Source organism: Nitrosopumilus sp. Nsub (assembly GCF_001541925.1).
Taxonomy (GTDB): Archaea; Thermoproteota; Nitrososphaeria; order Nitrososphaerales; family Nitrosopumilaceae; genus Nitrosopumilus.
The window spans coordinates 40,559-54,739 of sequence record NZ_LQMW01000008.1; the positions used below are offsets into that span (position 1 = coordinate 40,559).

The 14,181-nt window shown below is 30.9% G+C and carries 15 protein-coding genes; 8 read left to right on the plus strand and 7 right to left on the minus strand.

The window, feature by feature from the left end; translation table 11 throughout:
- Positions 1-6: 6 nt before the first annotated feature.
- Positions 7-753 carry a geranylgeranylglyceryl/heptaprenylglyceryl phosphate synthase gene (locus AW732_RS00955; RefSeq protein WP_067957188.1) on the minus strand — a complete coding sequence of 249 codons (747 nt, stop codon included), beginning with the start codon at positions 751-753 and terminating at the stop codon, positions 7-9.
- Positions 754-818: 65 nt separating this feature from the next.
- On the opposite strand from AW732_RS00955, the gene AW732_RS00960 reads away from it, so the two are divergent.
- The 3 genes from AW732_RS00960 (at position 819) to AW732_RS00970 (ending at position 2,230) form a co-directional block, all read left to right on the plus strand.
- Positions 819-1,181 carry a hypothetical protein gene (locus tag AW732_RS00960; RefSeq protein WP_067957190.1) on the plus strand — a complete coding sequence of 121 codons (363 nt, stop codon included), beginning with the start codon at positions 819-821 and terminating at the stop codon, positions 1,179-1,181.
- Between the two features lie 147 nt (positions 1,182-1,328).
- Complete coding sequence (locus AW732_RS00965) at positions 1,329-1,934, plus strand: winged helix DNA-binding protein (RefSeq protein ID WP_067957194.1); 606 nt, start codon at positions 1,329-1,331, stop codon at positions 1,932-1,934.
- A 134-nt stretch (positions 1,935-2,068) separates the two neighbouring features.
- On the plus strand, positions 2,069-2,230 hold the full coding sequence (locus AW732_RS00970; RefSeq protein ID WP_067957198.1) for an AbrB/MazE/SpoVT family DNA-binding domain-containing protein: 162 nt from the start codon (positions 2,069-2,071) through the stop codon (positions 2,228-2,230).
- A 4-nt stretch (positions 2,231-2,234) separates the two neighbouring features.
- Here AW732_RS00970 and AW732_RS00975 read toward each other — a convergent pair whose 3' ends face one another.
- The gene (locus AW732_RS00975) at positions 2,235-2,624 is read right to left on the minus strand and encodes a hypothetical protein (protein WP_067957201.1); all 390 of its coding nucleotides are present in this window, start codon (positions 2,622-2,624) and stop codon (positions 2,235-2,237) included.
- 488 nt (positions 2,625-3,112) lie between these two features.
- Here AW732_RS00975 and AW732_RS00985 point away from each other — a divergent pair, with 488 nt between their 5' ends.
- Positions 3,113-4,315, plus strand: a complete 1,203-nt coding sequence (locus tag AW732_RS00985; RefSeq protein WP_067957207.1) for an AAA family ATPase — start codon at positions 3,113-3,115, stop codon at positions 4,313-4,315.
- Here AW732_RS00985 and AW732_RS00990 read toward each other — a convergent pair.
- Positions 4,292-5,740, minus strand: coding sequence for a DNA-directed DNA polymerase II small subunit (locus tag AW732_RS00990; RefSeq protein WP_067957209.1), 1,449 nt, complete (start codon positions 5,738-5,740; stop codon positions 4,292-4,294). The genes AW732_RS00985 and AW732_RS00990 overlap by 24 nt on opposite strands.
- A 148-nt stretch (positions 5,741-5,888) precedes the next feature.
- Between AW732_RS00990 and AW732_RS00995 the strand changes: the two genes are divergently transcribed.
- Complete coding sequence (locus AW732_RS00995; RefSeq protein ID WP_253805526.1) at positions 5,889-6,353, plus strand: stage II sporulation protein M; 465 nt, start codon at positions 5,889-5,891, stop codon at positions 6,351-6,353.
- 7 nt (positions 6,354-6,360) lie between these two features.
- Here the strand turns inward: AW732_RS00995 and cbiE are convergent, their stop codons facing one another.
- Together cbiE and AW732_RS01005 are read right to left on the minus strand one after the other, a co-directional pair.
- Positions 6,361-7,077: a precorrin-6y C5,15-methyltransferase (decarboxylating) subunit CbiE gene (gene cbiE / locus AW732_RS01000; protein ID WP_067957215.1), complete on the minus strand. Its 717-nt coding sequence runs from the start codon at positions 7,075-7,077 to the stop codon at positions 6,361-6,363.
- Positions 7,078-7,091: 14 nt separating this feature from the next.
- Positions 7,092-7,571, minus strand: a complete 480-nt coding sequence (locus AW732_RS01005; RefSeq protein WP_067957217.1) for a hypothetical protein — start codon at positions 7,569-7,571, stop codon at positions 7,092-7,094.
- A 72-nt stretch (positions 7,572-7,643) separates the two neighbouring features.
- Between AW732_RS01005 and AW732_RS01010 the strand changes: the two genes are divergently transcribed.
- On the plus strand, positions 7,644-9,179 hold the full coding sequence (locus AW732_RS01010; protein WP_082697387.1) for a peptidylprolyl isomerase: 1,536 nt from the start codon (positions 7,644-7,646) through the stop codon (positions 9,177-9,179).
- 129 nt (positions 9,180-9,308) lie between these two features.
- On the opposite strand, the gene AW732_RS01015 is transcribed toward AW732_RS01010, so the two are convergent.
- Together AW732_RS01015 and AW732_RS01020 are read right to left on the minus strand one after the other, a co-directional pair.
- Positions 9,309-10,667: an NAD(P)/FAD-dependent oxidoreductase gene (locus AW732_RS01015; RefSeq protein ID WP_067957221.1), complete on the minus strand. Its 1,359-nt coding sequence runs from the start codon at positions 10,665-10,667 to the stop codon at positions 9,309-9,311.
- 67 nt (positions 10,668-10,734) lie between these two features.
- The gene (locus AW732_RS01020) at positions 10,735-11,385 is read right to left on the minus strand and encodes an ACT domain-containing protein (protein WP_253805520.1); all 651 of its coding nucleotides are present in this window, start codon (positions 11,383-11,385) and stop codon (positions 10,735-10,737) included.
- A 116-nt stretch (positions 11,386-11,501) separates the two neighbouring features.
- Here AW732_RS01020 and hsp20 point away from each other — a divergent pair, with 116 nt between their 5' ends.
- Both hsp20 and AW732_RS01030 read left to right on the plus strand, forming a co-directional pair.
- On the plus strand, positions 11,502-11,996 hold the full coding sequence (hsp20, locus tag AW732_RS01025) for an archaeal heat shock protein Hsp20 (protein ID WP_067957227.1): 495 nt from the start codon (positions 11,502-11,504) through the stop codon (positions 11,994-11,996).
- Positions 11,997-12,022: 26 nt separating this feature from the next.
- Positions 12,023-14,164 carry a CDC48 family AAA ATPase gene (locus AW732_RS01030; protein WP_067957229.1) on the plus strand — a complete coding sequence of 714 codons (2,142 nt, stop codon included), beginning with the start codon at positions 12,023-12,025 and terminating at the stop codon, positions 14,162-14,164.
- The last annotated feature ends 17 nt before the right edge of the window (positions 14,165-14,181 follow it).

Below are 14,181 nucleotides of genomic sequence, written 5' to 3' on the forward strand. Positions count from 1 at the left end.
TTATTACTAACTTCTTTGAATTGCTTTTGCTATTTCCTCTAATTTTGACAGACTACCGCCCTTTTCAAGAAAAGTTCCAATAACTAATGCATCTGCACCAGCCTTTACAAGATTTTCAGCAGTTTCAACATCTTTAATTCCACCACCAACTATCAGAAATCCATTGAATGTGTGTCTAACAGTTTTTACCATTTCTGGAGTTACACTAGATTTTGCACCTGAACCTGCTTCTAGGTATACAAATCTCATTCCAAGAAATTGTGCTGCTAATGAGTATGCTGCTGCAATTTTTGGTTTCTCAAACGGAATACCTCTAGCAGACCCAACAAACCAAGCAGACGTACCATCTCCTATAACTAAATAAGAAGTTGGAAGTGGTTCTAAGCCAAATTTAGCTACACTTGGAGCAGCTAATGCTTGAGCTTGAGTAATGAAATAAGGATTTTCAGAGTTCATTAAAGAACTGAATAAGATTGCATCAGCATCAGGTACAACACCTGTTACATTTCCAGGAAATAGAATAATTGGAATTTGAATATTTTTTTTAATTCCTTTAACAACTTGAGACATTTCAATTTGATCAGTTGCAGATGAGCCCCCTACTAGTATAGCAGAAGCGCCTATTTTTTCTACATCTTGAGCTAGTTTACTTGAAGCCTCTAAATTAGAAACTTCTGAATCAATTAAGACAAACAGTAATGCGTTTTTTTTCTCTAATTCAGATTTTAAGAACGATTCTACTTTTCCAGCCATAGTTTTGATTTGTATATGACACTTTAAAGTTTAATTGGAATGTCGGTATACAGTTTTGTATAGCTATGGTAGAGTCTGAAGAATCTAATTTTAACAACATTATTAGGAAAATTATCAAAAAATCACTGTTTACAGAGCGACAAATTGAAATTATTTTAAATCAAAAGAATCTTTTAGAATCAAGTTTTTCTATATCTAAAGGCGCGTATTATAGACAAGTGAGTCAATCTAGAGAGAAATTAGTCGCATTATTCTACTCAATCATACTTTTACGTGGTTTAGGCATACTTTTACCTGATGATATTGATGTGATATCTAAACTTTCAGAGCAAATAAGCGTGATAAATGAGAGTGACATATTTCCAGAACGAGAAGATGAAGTGATTAATGTGATAGAGAAGTTAATCAGACAGGCGTCAAACATGTGATTAATGTGATTTGTATGAAATATTCAAAGAATGAATGAATGAGATTGTTAATTTTATAATGTGATAGTTTGTGTGAGATTGTTAATCTAAAGTGTAAAATATTATTGGTCAATCACAATAAATCACCTCTTAGGCATAGAAGTTGTGATGTTAGTTGAAATTCCTGATCCTGAAGTGATTTTAGGTGTGATTGTAGCATTTTTGATAGGATTAGGTGGTTTGTATTTATTTTTCAAAATACGTCCATTCATTAAATCTAGTAGTGATATTGCAGATCCTACTCAAACAGAGCGTTTAGAGTACTATGAAAAGCAGTTAATTGATATGAAAATACGCCTGGATGCATTAGAAATACAAGGAATTGATGAAAAGCCTGAAGATCCTAATTTAGAATTAAAACAATTTATGCAAAAATTAATTGAAGAGAATAAGGAGCCTGAAAAACAAATTGAAGTTGTTGAACAGCCTGAAGTAATAGTTGAACAGCCTGTTTCTGTGCCTAATCTTCCAAATATTGAACATGTGAGCCCAACAGACTATGTGTTACGTCTAATCACAAACAAAACTATGACATCACGTGATATACAAATCACAACAAAAAAGAGTAGAGAACACACTTCAAGGTTAATGAAGAAATTATTTGAAAGTGGTTTGGTTGAAAGAAACACGGAAACTAAACCATATACTTATTCAATAACTGAAAAAGGAAAATCTAAAGTTGGGGACATTTCATCTAATCCAACTGTTGTATAGATAGTTCTGTAAACTCTTTTAGAGAAATTTATTGAGAAATTTTGTAATTTGGTCTTAATTTCTTCTTAAATTTTATTTATTTATTAAAATTGTAAATTATTAAATTATATATATTATTAAATTATAATCAAAATATGTCTGTACAAGAAAACGAGGTCTTGGTAAAAATCACATCTGCAGGTACAATATCCATTCCAAAACAATTTAGAAAATTTATGGATGTTCAAAAAGGCGAATATGTTAAGATGATTTTGGGAAAAGATAGGTTAATTGTTCGAAAAGTAACTATTAGTTGATTGTTTATTGTTGTTTTTGAGTTATTTTGATGGATTGGTAAGTCCATTCTCTACCTGTTCTTGTTCTTTCTACCCTACCTTTTGAGGCAAATCGTGACAAATATGTCGAAATTACACTAAGTTTTACAGGTTCATTGAATTCATCTTCATATTTTTCAAGTATGTTAGTAGATGTGAATTTGCCCATAGGAAAGTATTTTTCTACAATATGTGAGATTTTAGAGCCTGTTGAATCCATTTTAACAGATTGTTCTTCCTGGTCCTCAATATTCATCAAGTCCATCATTTCAAAGATTTTGAGAACTTTATCTCTGGTTACATTACCTTCTAATTTAATATCATATCGAGCCCCGTCTGCATCCTCCATGTCTATACGTATTCGTTTTTTTGCCATTGTTGAGATCTAACAGATCTAATGTTAACGGTTGAAGTGATCTGATCAGTTTTGTTAACATTGTTGTTTGTTAAGATTGACTGCCTAGCTCATGCCTAGCATATTTTTTGTTATTAACATGTGGTTGTAAATTAGCCCCCTTAGGAATGAGAAAATCATGCCTGGAGTGGAAATATAGGGGTGTTTTTTGGATATTCACAATGTTAATAGGATTCTTAACGCCTGGAATGGAAATATAGGGGTTAAATTGAGGTTTTTTTTGATTTTCTTCACATAAAATTAACAAGTTGTTAACAAAATTTCCTACCAACCATAACCCCACACACCAATATTTCCACTCTATTTTTTTTATTTTTTTTTTTTTTGAAAATCTAAAACTAACTAAAAATAATTAATGATAAACTAAACTAGAATTACTATAGTATTCTATACTCTCATAAATAAAAGACAAGTATGTTGAAATTGAAAGGAAATGAAGGTGTCTGAGTATGTCTGACCCAATAGATAGAATGCTTGATGCAGCTGAATCTGGAAAATCAATTATTAAAAATCGTGAGATTTTACACTTTACATATATTCCAAACACAATACTTCATAGAAACTCTGAACAAGAACAAGTCACACAATCCCTATTACCAATTCTAAAACAATCCAGACCGTCCAACCTTCTTGTTTATGGAAAACCTGGAACTGGAAAAACATTAGTTGTAAAAAAAGTACTGTCAAAAATTCAAGAAAGGGTCGAAAAATCAAATTTCCCAATTAAATTAGTATATTCAAATTCTAAAAATGAGACAACATTATATGGATTATTAGTCAGTTTAGGCAGGCAATTAGGCCTAAATGAGAAGGAATTACCCACAACCGGACTTGCAATAAGTGAAGTTTTCAAGAGATTGTTAAATAAAATCAGTAATGAAAAACTAAATGCGGTTTTCGTCATAGATGAAATTGATTATCTTGCTCAATTGGTAGTAAAGACAGGAAAAGACATACTCTATCAACTAACTAGAGCAAATGAACAATTAGATGTAGGTTCGCTTACTTTGGTAGGAATTTCAAATGACTTAACATTCAAAGAAAAACTAGATCCTAGAGTAATTAGCAGTCTTGGTGAAGAAGAAATTGTCTTCACAAATTATAATGTTGAACAAATCAAAAAAATTCTAGAAGAACGTATCAATGAGTCATTTGTTGAAGATGCAGTTGAGGAACCGGCATTGAATCTCTGTGCTGCACTAGCGGGAGGAGAACACGGTGATGCTAGAAGAGCAATAGATTTGCTAAGAGTTGCAGGAGAATTAGCTGAAAGACAACAATCTGATAAAGTCACCATTGACCATGTTAGAGAAGCTTCACAAAAAATTGAAGAAAATAAAGAAGAAGCATCACTAAAATCATATCCATTACATGAAAAATTAGTCATATTATCAATAATGAAGGCTAATGGTTCATCAACAGGTGAAATCTACACTTCATACAAAGCCCTCTGTAAAACAGTTGGAAAAGACGAATTAACACAAAGACGAATTACCCAAATGTTAAGTGAAATTGAATTATCTGGAATAATTTCTGGACGTCTAATTCACCAAGGAATTCACGGTAGAACAAAGAAATACAAACTAACTATTTCATCTGAAATGATAAAAAAATCCTTCAAAGACGAATTAACTTTGCAAGACATTATTTGAGTTAGAACTATAATTTTCATGAAATACTTGGAAAGTTTTAAGATTAACAATAATGGCAATTCCTGGATTTGGTGTCATTCCAACACTAGCTTGGAAAGGTGTCTGTTTTTGCCAAGATCCTGAATTAACAAGCAAAATCCCCTTGTACATGTCTAATTGGGCTTGATGAACATGTCCTACATGAAAAATATCTGGTATATCCTCGATTACTAAAAGATCCTCTACTTCTGGTGCTATTGGTGTCTGACTACCGTAAATTGGACTCAAATGCCTTGCTCTGAGTAAATGTTTCATTACATTCGTAGGTTGGTCATAACTCAATCCAGGAGTAGTTTTTACAATATCATCAATACTTTGACCATGAAACATCAAAACCTTTACACCATTTAATGAAACTACGGCTGGATTTCCAACCATTTCTACATTTTCTTTATCCCATAAACTAGAATTGTATTTTTGTGGAATTGCAGGTTGTGGGAGGGCCCTTCTTCCAGGATCATGATTTCCAGGCATTATGACAATTTTGACGTTTTTTGGAATCTTATCTAACAAATCTTCTGCTTTTTGTAATTGCTCTTCAATTGTTTGACAAACCAATTCTTTGTTTTGGTTAGGGTAAATTCCAACACCATCAACCATATCTCCTCCAATTAAGACAAAACGAATTTTTCTTGCAACAGGGTCAGGACTTGAAATCCATTTTACAAATTCAGTTAATTCTTCTTCCATGAAGTATTTACTACCAATATGTAAATCTGATAAAAATACAGCATAAACTTCACTTTCAGATTTATTGATCTTTTGATCAGGCAAATCAGGCATAATTAGATCTTTAATCATTAATCCTGAATTTTTGGCTGTAGCCACTCTTACCATTACAAATTGGTCAATTAACAAAGTCCCTGCAGTTTTTTGTAATTCCTCATCAAAAACAATACCCTCAAATGAGCCTGAAGGGTCTTCTAATACTAATTTTGTAATATTTCGCTCAACACTTCTAATAGTAACCAATCCACACACATAAACATCATTTTCTAATTTAGTGGATTTTACAACAGCAATAGATTTCAATATTTTTGATTCAGGCCTCTCAGAAATAATTCGTTTTAGTTTGTTAAAACGACTTGAAAACAGAGCATTGTATCCTTTAACACCTTCCCCTGAAGTGATTTTTGGAGAAGGATCTGATAGAACCTTTAATTCACTTTGAAGATTTGGATCATCTTTTATTCCTAGATAAGTCTCTAAATCATTTTGATTAATTTGATATTGTTTTTGCCTAGTTTTTTCTTTAACAATTTCTTTAATTATTTTCTCTAATTTTTTAACATCAGTAATATCGTCTAAGATTTTAAATGCATCAGGATGAATCTGAAATCCTTTGTTTAATGCATAATTAAGTACAAAAGATAATTCCTTTTTCATATCAAAAAATATTATTTGGTTTAATTAAATCTGCTCTAAACTAACCCTCAAATATTGTTCATCAATGCAAATCTATGTGAATAGAAATAGAATTATTTTATTTTTCATATTTTTAGGAATTTTTACAATTGTCTTTCAATTAGGTTCAATGTCTACTGTTAGTCAAGAAGAAGCAGATTTGTTTATGGAGGAATTTAAAAAACTAGTTTTAGATATAGATGCTTTTGGAATTTTTATTCATAATACAACCATAGCATTACCTATGTTTATTCCAGGATTTGGTATTTTTTGGGGACTATTTTCATCATATTCTACAGGATACGCATTTGCAGCAATTGCAACATCTGTGCCTGAAGTAGCTAATATTTCACCACTAACAATATTGTTTTTATCACCATTTGGATTGATGGAGATTTCTGCTTACTCTTTAGGAATTTCAAGAAGTTTTATTTTGATAAAAGCGATAATTACAAAAACAAATCTAATTCAATTTATCAAACCAACAATTATTGAGATTGGTATTGTTTTTGCTCTTCTTTTAGCAGGAGGATATGTTGAATTTTACATGATAGAATTAGTTGAAAATGAAAGTATTGAAATACCTGGTTTTTAATTGAGATTTAATTTTCCCATTGCCATTTATAATTCATATAAGAATCTAAACTTGCTTGATTAAACACCATTACTGATAAATCAGAAAATTCTTTTCCCTCTAATTCCTTAACAGTTCCTTCAAAATTGGTTTCATTTTCAGTTGTAATTGCCTCAAAAACATGAACTTTCATTTTGGTAGTATCAAAACCGTTTTCTTGCAGATAAATTGCAATCTCTGAAGGCATGAAATGTTTGTCTGGTTGTTTTGGCCATGGTCTTGGAACCAAAACTACACTAAAACCATCTATCAATGCTTTTTGTAATTCCAATTTTTTATCTTCAATTGGAGTTGTTACATGCATTGTAATTACTTTAGATTTATCTAAAGGAACTTTAGCTCTAGATGCAGCAACTTGAATTGAACTGATTCCTGGAACAATCTCTACTTCTCCAAAAATCTCAATTAATCTATCAACAACTTCAGATTCTGAAAAATTTACATCTCCTGTAAATGGAATTACTAAAGTTCTATCACCTAAGTCAGGTAAAATCTTTTGATAGGATTTTTCTTGATCATTCATAGTAATTTCATAAATTTCCTTACCTCCAATTAGATGCTCTATTGTTTTTAGAGTGTATTTGTAACCAATCAAAATATCACAATTTTGAACAATTTCTTTTACAATTTCTGTCACATATTTAGGAGAACCAGGTCCAACACCGACAGCGTAAACTTTACCCAACTTTATTTCATAAATTATTGCCTTTCTTTAATATATTGAACAAAAGGCTCCCAATCTACCTTCAAAAACTTTGTTGGTTCTTTTAGGGGATATTTTACCCAATCTTGGGCCACAGAATACTGAAAATTCTCTTTTTTTCCATCTTTTTCATATTCTAAATACAACACACTACCCCATGTTTCTTCTTTAAATTCAATTTTATCAATTTCTTTAAATTCCAATTCTACATTTTTACTATTTTCAACATCGCCAATTAGATCTTCTTCATTATATCCATCATGACGAATCATTGTATTTTTTGATTTGAGAAAAGTAATTACCTGTCTTTGTGTAATTGCTTTCCACCAACTCATTTTTGATTCAGTTTTATGAACAAATGATAAATGCTTATCAGTTAAAACCAACATTCCTTCTCTACCACCCACAGAAAAAATTTTTTTAGATTCTCTCCACACGGAAACTATGTGTGCCTGAATCTTTTCATCAGGATGCATATCAAAGATTTGTCTGGCTTTGTTAAAAACTAATACAATTGCCTTTTAAGTGAGATATTTTTTTTAGAACTATTGAAAAAAATTCTTTTTACTTTAATTTTTTCTTTAGTTTTAATTACTTCAACTAGTTATGTATTTGCACAACATTATGAAGACCCTATAGTAGTTTTAGAAACAACTCAGGGAGAAATTGTAATAGAATTTTTTAATCTAGATGCACCAAAACATATGGAAAATTTTCTTTTATTAACAAAATCAGGAAATTATGATGGTGTATTATTTCATAGAATAATTCCTGGATTTATGATCCAAAGTGGTGATCCAAATTCTATTACTGGTGATCCAAATTCTTGGGGAACAGGTGGTAAAGGTGCTTTATCTGATAGTGTAAATGCTGAATTTAATAACATTAAACATGATAGAGGAATTGTTTCAATGGCAAGAGCACAAGATCCAAACAGTGCAGGTTCTCAATTCTTTATAGTCCATAAAGATTCTCATTTTCTTGATGAACAATATACTGTATTTGGTAGGATAATAACTGAATCAAGTTTTGAAACACTCGATAAAATTGCAGCAGTACAAACAGGAACTAACGATAGACCAGTTAATCCAGAACAAGTTAAAATCATTAAAGCTACAGTAGTTGACCGTTCAAGTATTTCTAATATCATGAATCTCTCAGAACCTGAACGAACAGGTTCTACAGTTACTGCTACACCAGAATTTACAATCTTTGAAAATCAGCAACTTGATGTAAAATTTTCAGCTCCTGTAGGATGGATGTTGCAACAACCTCCAAAATCTAGTCTAGATTCTCCTGATGTTGTAGCAGTAGGACCAGAAATGGATGGTTTTAACCCTAACATTACATTAACAATTAAAGATGCAACAGGAAAAACTCTAGATGATTTAATATCTGAAAAAAATCAAATTCTTGATCAAGCAGCATATCTGAATAAATTAGAAGTCATTAATCAAGAAAAAATAAAATCTAATGTTTATCAAACTGAAGTAATTGCTAGTTTTGTAACTAATAATGTTGAATTAAAAATTAAGTTTATAGAAGTAATGATATTAATTAATGAAAAATCATATACTTTTGCATATAGTAATACTGTAGAAAATTTTGATAATGATTTTTCAAAATTCAATGAATCATTAAATTCATTTGAAATATTATCACAACAATCATCTGAATCAAAATCTACTGAAGAAAATACAAATCAACAATCTGAAGAAGGTGGTGGTTGTCTTATCGCTACAGCTACTTATGGTAGTGAAATGGCTTTAGAAGTACAACAACTTCGTGAATTAAGAGATAATCAATTACTAAACACCGAATCTGGTTCTGTATTCATGACTGGATTTAACCAAATTTATTATTCATTTAGTCCAATAATTGCCGATTATGAGCGTGAAAATCCATACTTCAAAGAAATAGTTAAACTTGCAATCACTCCGATGATCTCCACACTATCTTTGATGGAAAATGCTGAATCAGAATCAGAAGTATTGAGTATCGGAATTTCAGTAATTGCATTGAACCTTGGAATGTACATCGGACTTCCAGCAATTGTATTAGTTGGAATAAAAAAGAAATTTTAATTGCTTGCAAGACATTTTGCAGAAATTCTTAAGTTAATTGAAATAGATAATTAAACATGGAAATGGATTCACTTAAAATAAAATGTGATGAATTGTTACAATCAAAAGAATATGAAAAAATTATTTTTTTTACCAAAGATCATCAACTTCATCAAGTAATTTGTATTCTTTTTCTGTTTCACGTTTAATGTAATTTAGTCTTGAAACATCTCTATCAAAAAATAAATCTATCATCCAATCTAAAAACACACGCGTTTTTTTATCAAATGTTGGTACTTTTGATAAATACACATTTCTCCAAATTAACCAAGCCAAAAATCCTGAGATATTCATGCCTAGAATTGTTGCAATTCCTGTTCTTTTCCCAATTATAGCCAATTGTCCTTTTGATTGATAAACAAATTCTTCTTTTTTAGAATTTTTTATCATTGAAATTAGATTTCTAGCAGCTAATTTTGCTTGTGCTTCTGCTATTTGTGCAGTTGGAGGTAATGGTTTCTTTGTAATTGGATCTAAAAACAATGCACAATCTCCAATTGCAAATACTCCTGGAAATTCTTCTATTTCAAGAAATTTATTGACAATAATTTTTCCTTTATCTGTTTTAAACAATGATCTTTTGATTGTGCTAACTGATGTAATTCCCGCAGTCCAAATTAGAGTTTTTGTTATTATGGAAGTTATTTCAGATTGATCTATGGAATCTTTTGGTGTTTCATCAAATGATTTTATCATAACTTCATTTCCATCAAAACTAGTAACTGCTTTTTTTAATTGAATATTAATTCCTCTTTTAATCAGTTGTTCTTTTGCAAAATCTGCTAATTTTTTATTAGCTCCGGATAAAATTTCATCCATTGCTTCTAGTACAATCACTTTAACATCCTCTTTCTCTATTGTTGGATAGTGTTTTCGTGCATCTAAAAGTAAATCCAATAATTCTCCAGCAGTTTCAATTCCTGCATAACCTCCACCAACCACTACAAAATTTAACATAGCTTTTCTTAAGATTGGATCAGTTTCATTTTCTGCTTGTTCAAGCATATCAATTACTCTATTTCGTAATAATATTGCATCATTGAGAGTTTTCATGGTATATGCATTTTTTTCAACATCTGACATACCAAAAAAATTTGTTTCACTACCAAGTGCAACAGCTAAAAAATCATAATTAATTGAAATACTTCTTTTGTCTCTAGTTCCCCATAATGTAACTATTTTTCCATGCGGATCAATATTTTTTATTCTTCCCTCATAAAATTTTGTTTTTTTACAAATTGTTCTAATTGGAAATACTATATGCCTAGTTTCAATCATTCCTGAGGCTACTTGAGGTAACATTGGTGTAAATAAGAGAAAATTATCCTCTCCTATCATCACTAATTCAATTTCTGGGTCATTACCAAATTCTTTTTCTAATTTTTTTGCACATTCTACTGCTGCAAATCCACTACCCAAAATAACAATTTTTTTCTTATTTTTTACCAATTACTCACTTTCGTATACTGAATAATTAAAGGATGTTAATTGAATTTTGAAAAATGGTACTAGTTTATTATCTTCTCATAATATCTGAATGTAAAATATCATATGCCCTTGATGAATCTCTTTCATTTAGAATTATTGTAATGTTGTCTTGACTGAAAAACGCATTGACTAATTCTACTCCATTAGCGTGTAATACTTCTGCAACATATGATACAACATCTGATTGATTTTGAGAACTAGGAATTGAAATTCTGATTTTTGCAAGACCTGTACTGAACATATCTTCTCTTTCAGAAACACTGTTGAAAATTTGTCTGATGTCTTCCATATCTTCGGTAAGAAATCTAAACGAGTCAGATAATCTAAAAAATTCATAATTATTAGTTACTTTAGAAAATTTGTCTAAAATTGACATAGGATCCATTTCATTTGAATCCTTTACGGAAAATCTAACATCCATTATCCCATCAGTTAAAGCTAATCTTGCATTTTTCAAAACTGATTCTTCTTTCATTTCTTCTTTAGTTTCAAATGAATCTGCATACCTTTTGATTGCAACAACAATTGTGTTGAGATTAACAGAATTTCCTAAAATTTTTTCTATTTCTGGTTGAATCTTTACTGCTAATGCAGTATAATTTATCAAATCCATTTTCATGCAATCATAAATTGATCTATTTCTGGTAATGACTTCTCTAACAACTTCTGGAACAGACATCATCGATCTCATTAAATTTATTATATAATGTCAGTTATAATAGGATTATGTAATATTATTACTAATCATTCAATATATTTATATAATGTAATGTACATTACATAATGTAGATAAATATGACAAGTTTCTTTGATACCGAAATTGATAGAATCTTCAAAAAAATGTCAAAATCATTTTTTGATGGAAATGACATGTTTGAAGGATTCAACGGTAATTCCAATTCTGGCCCAATTTTTTATGGTTATACAATGACCATTGGTCCAGATGGAAAACCTTCTGTGCAAGAATATGGTAACGTACAACCAGACCGTTCCATTGTTTCTGATACCAGAGAAGCAATTGTTGACACAATTGTAGATGAAAAAGATAGAGTAGTAAAACTCATAGCTGAAATGCCAGGAGTTGAGAAAACTGATGTCAAAATTTTAGTTGACAAAAATGTTGTAAATGTAACTGCAAAACATGGTGAAAAAAAATACCATTGTAAAGTTCCACTTCAACAAAAAGTTGACGAAAACTCAGCAAAAGCTACCTACAAAAATGGAATCTTACAACTAGTTTTCAAACTAATTGAGGAAAAACAAACTGGTAAAAAAGTGGAGGTTGAATAACCCCCTCATTTTTTTGAGGTTACATTATGAATAAAATAATATTAAAAATTAATGAAATTCAACAACAACATGTTGGTAAAGGTAGAGCAATTATTGATCCTAAAATAATTGAAGAACAAAACTGGAATGTTGGTCAAATATTAGAATTGACTTTCAACAAAAAAACATATGTCAAACTATGGCCAGCATCACCAGAAGAGTATGGTGCAGGTTTAATCAAAATTGATGGTATTACTAGACAAAATATAGGTGCAGGATTAGATGATAAAATATCTATTAAATCAGTTGAAGCTGCAAACGCAGAACAAATTACCTTATCTCCAACGGAAAAAATTACAACTGATGGATTACAAGAATACATGATATACAATTATCTAAATCACGTATTTTCTAATGGAGATTCGATATCACTTAATACGCAAATGGGAAGTAAAGTTCAATTTGTTGTAACAAATACCAAACCATCAAAACCAGTAATTGTTACTGAAAATACAATTTTCAAACTCGGATCACTAACTAAAGCTGTAGATTCCTCTGTTCCAAGGATTACATACGACGAATTAGGTGGTCTAAAAAACGAAGTTCAGAAAATTCGTGAAATGGTAGAATTACCAATGCGCCACCCTGAATTATTTGACAAAATAGGCGTAGAAGCTCCAAAAGGTGTCTTGCTTTATGGTCCTCCAGGAACTGGTAAGACTCTACTTGCAAAAGCAGTTGCGGGTGAAACAAATTCTAATTTTACCACCCTTAGTGGTCCGGAGATAATGGCAAAACATTATGGAGAAAGTGAAGAAAGACTAAGAGAAATTTTTTCACAAGCTGAAGAAAATTCTCCTAGTATAATTTTCATTGATGAAATTGATTCAATTGCTCCAAAAAGAGAAGAAGTTTCAGGTGAACTAGAAAGAAGAATAGTTTCTCAATTATTGACGTTAATGGATGGTATGAAATCCAGAGGAAAAGTTGTAGTAATTGCAGCTACTAACAGACCTGATTCAATTGATCCTGCACTAAGAAGACCTGGAAGATTTGATAGAGAAATTGAAATTGGAATTCCTGATGAAGATGGACGATTTGATATTCTTTCAATTCATACACGTGGAATGCCTTTAGATGAGAATGTAGACATTAAACAAATTGCAAAAACAACTCATGGATTTGTTGGAGCTGATTTAGAAGTTTTATCAAAAGAAGCTGCAATGAGATCCTTAAGAAAAATAATACCTGAAATTAATTTAGATGAAGAAGAAATTTCAAAAGAAGTACTACAAAAAATAAAAATCAGTAAAGATGATTTTACATATGCACTAAAAGAAGTCAAACCAAGTGCACTACGAGAAGTTCTAGTTCAAATTCCTGATGTAAGTTGGGATGATGTTGGAGGTCTTGATGAATTAAAAGAAGAATTACAAGAATCCATTGAATGGCCAATTAAACACAAAGAAGCATATGATTATGCCCAGGTAAAACCACCAAAAGGCGTACTACTACATGGTCCTCCAGGAACTGGTAAGACTTTGATAGCAAAGGCATTGGCAAAAACAACAGAATCGAATTTTATCAGCATCAAAGGACCTGAATTATTATCAAAATGGGTTGGTGAATCTGAAAAAGGTGTTAGAGAAATTTTTAGAAAAGCAAGACAAGCTGCACCATGTATCATTTTCTTTGATGAAATAGACGCACTTGTTCCAAAAAGAGGTAGTGGAAGTTCTGATTCTCATGTAACTGAAAACCTTGTTTCACAAATTCTCACTGAAATTGATGGATTAGAAGAATTACATAATGTGTTAATTGTTGGAGCGACTAATCGACTAGACATTGTTGATGAAGCATTACTTAGACCAGGAAGGTTTGATAGAATTATCCAAGTTGCAAATCCTGACTCTAATGGAAGAAAGCACATCTTTGAGATTCATACAAAAAAGAAACCACTTGACAGCAATATCGATATGAAAAAATTAGTTGAAATTACAGATGGATTTAGTGGTGCAGAAATAACTGCAATTACTAATCGAGCTGCTCTTGTTGCTTTGAAAAGATATGTTGCTGGAAAATCTCAAAATATCAAAGAAATTAAGATTACACAACAAGATTTGATTGATGCTGTCGATAAGGTCAAACCACAAAAAAAGGAAGCACCTATACCTCAAACCATAAAATAGTCTAAATACTGAGGATA

What these genes read in the sequence shown, in the direction of transcription:
- AW732_RS00965 (WP_067957194.1), top strand. Translation starts at nt 1,329, where the DNA reads ATGTTAGTTGAAATTCCTGATCCTGAAGTGATTTTAGGTGTGATTGTA.
- AW732_RS01020 (WP_253805520.1), bottom strand. Translation starts at nt 11,385, where the DNA reads ATGTCTGTTCCAGAAGTTGTTAGAGAAGTCATTACCAGAAATAGATCA.
- hsp20 (WP_067957227.1), top strand. Translation starts at nt 11,502, where the DNA reads ATGACAAGTTTCTTTGATACCGAAATTGATAGAATCTTCAAAAAAATG.
- AW732_RS00970 (WP_067957198.1), top strand. Translation starts at nt 2,069, where the DNA reads ATGTCTGTACAAGAAAACGAGGTCTTGGTAAAAATCACATCTGCAGGT.
- AW732_RS00985 (WP_067957207.1), top strand. Translation starts at nt 3,113, where the DNA reads ATGTCTGACCCAATAGATAGAATGCTTGATGCAGCTGAATCTGGAAAA.
- AW732_RS01005 (WP_067957217.1), bottom strand. Translation starts at nt 7,571, where the DNA reads ATGCATCCTGATGAAAAGATTCAGGCACACATAGTTTCCGTGTGGAGA.
- AW732_RS00960 (WP_067957190.1), top strand. Translation starts at nt 819, where the DNA reads ATGGTAGAGTCTGAAGAATCTAATTTTAACAACATTATTAGGAAAATT.
- AW732_RS00955 (WP_067957188.1), bottom strand. Translation starts at nt 753, where the DNA reads ATGGCTGGAAAAGTAGAATCGTTCTTAAAATCTGAATTAGAGAAAAAA.
- AW732_RS00995 (WP_253805526.1), top strand. Translation starts at nt 5,889, where the DNA reads ATGTCTACTGTTAGTCAAGAAGAAGCAGATTTGTTTATGGAGGAATTT.
- AW732_RS00990 (WP_067957209.1), bottom strand. Translation starts at nt 5,740, where the DNA reads ATGAAAAAGGAATTATCTTTTGTACTTAATTATGCATTAAACAAAGGA.
- AW732_RS00975 (WP_067957201.1), bottom strand. Translation starts at nt 2,624, where the DNA reads ATGGCAAAAAAACGAATACGTATAGACATGGAGGATGCAGACGGGGCT.
- AW732_RS01030 (WP_067957229.1), top strand. Translation starts at nt 12,023, where the DNA reads ATGAATAAAATAATATTAAAAATTAATGAAATTCAACAACAACATGTT.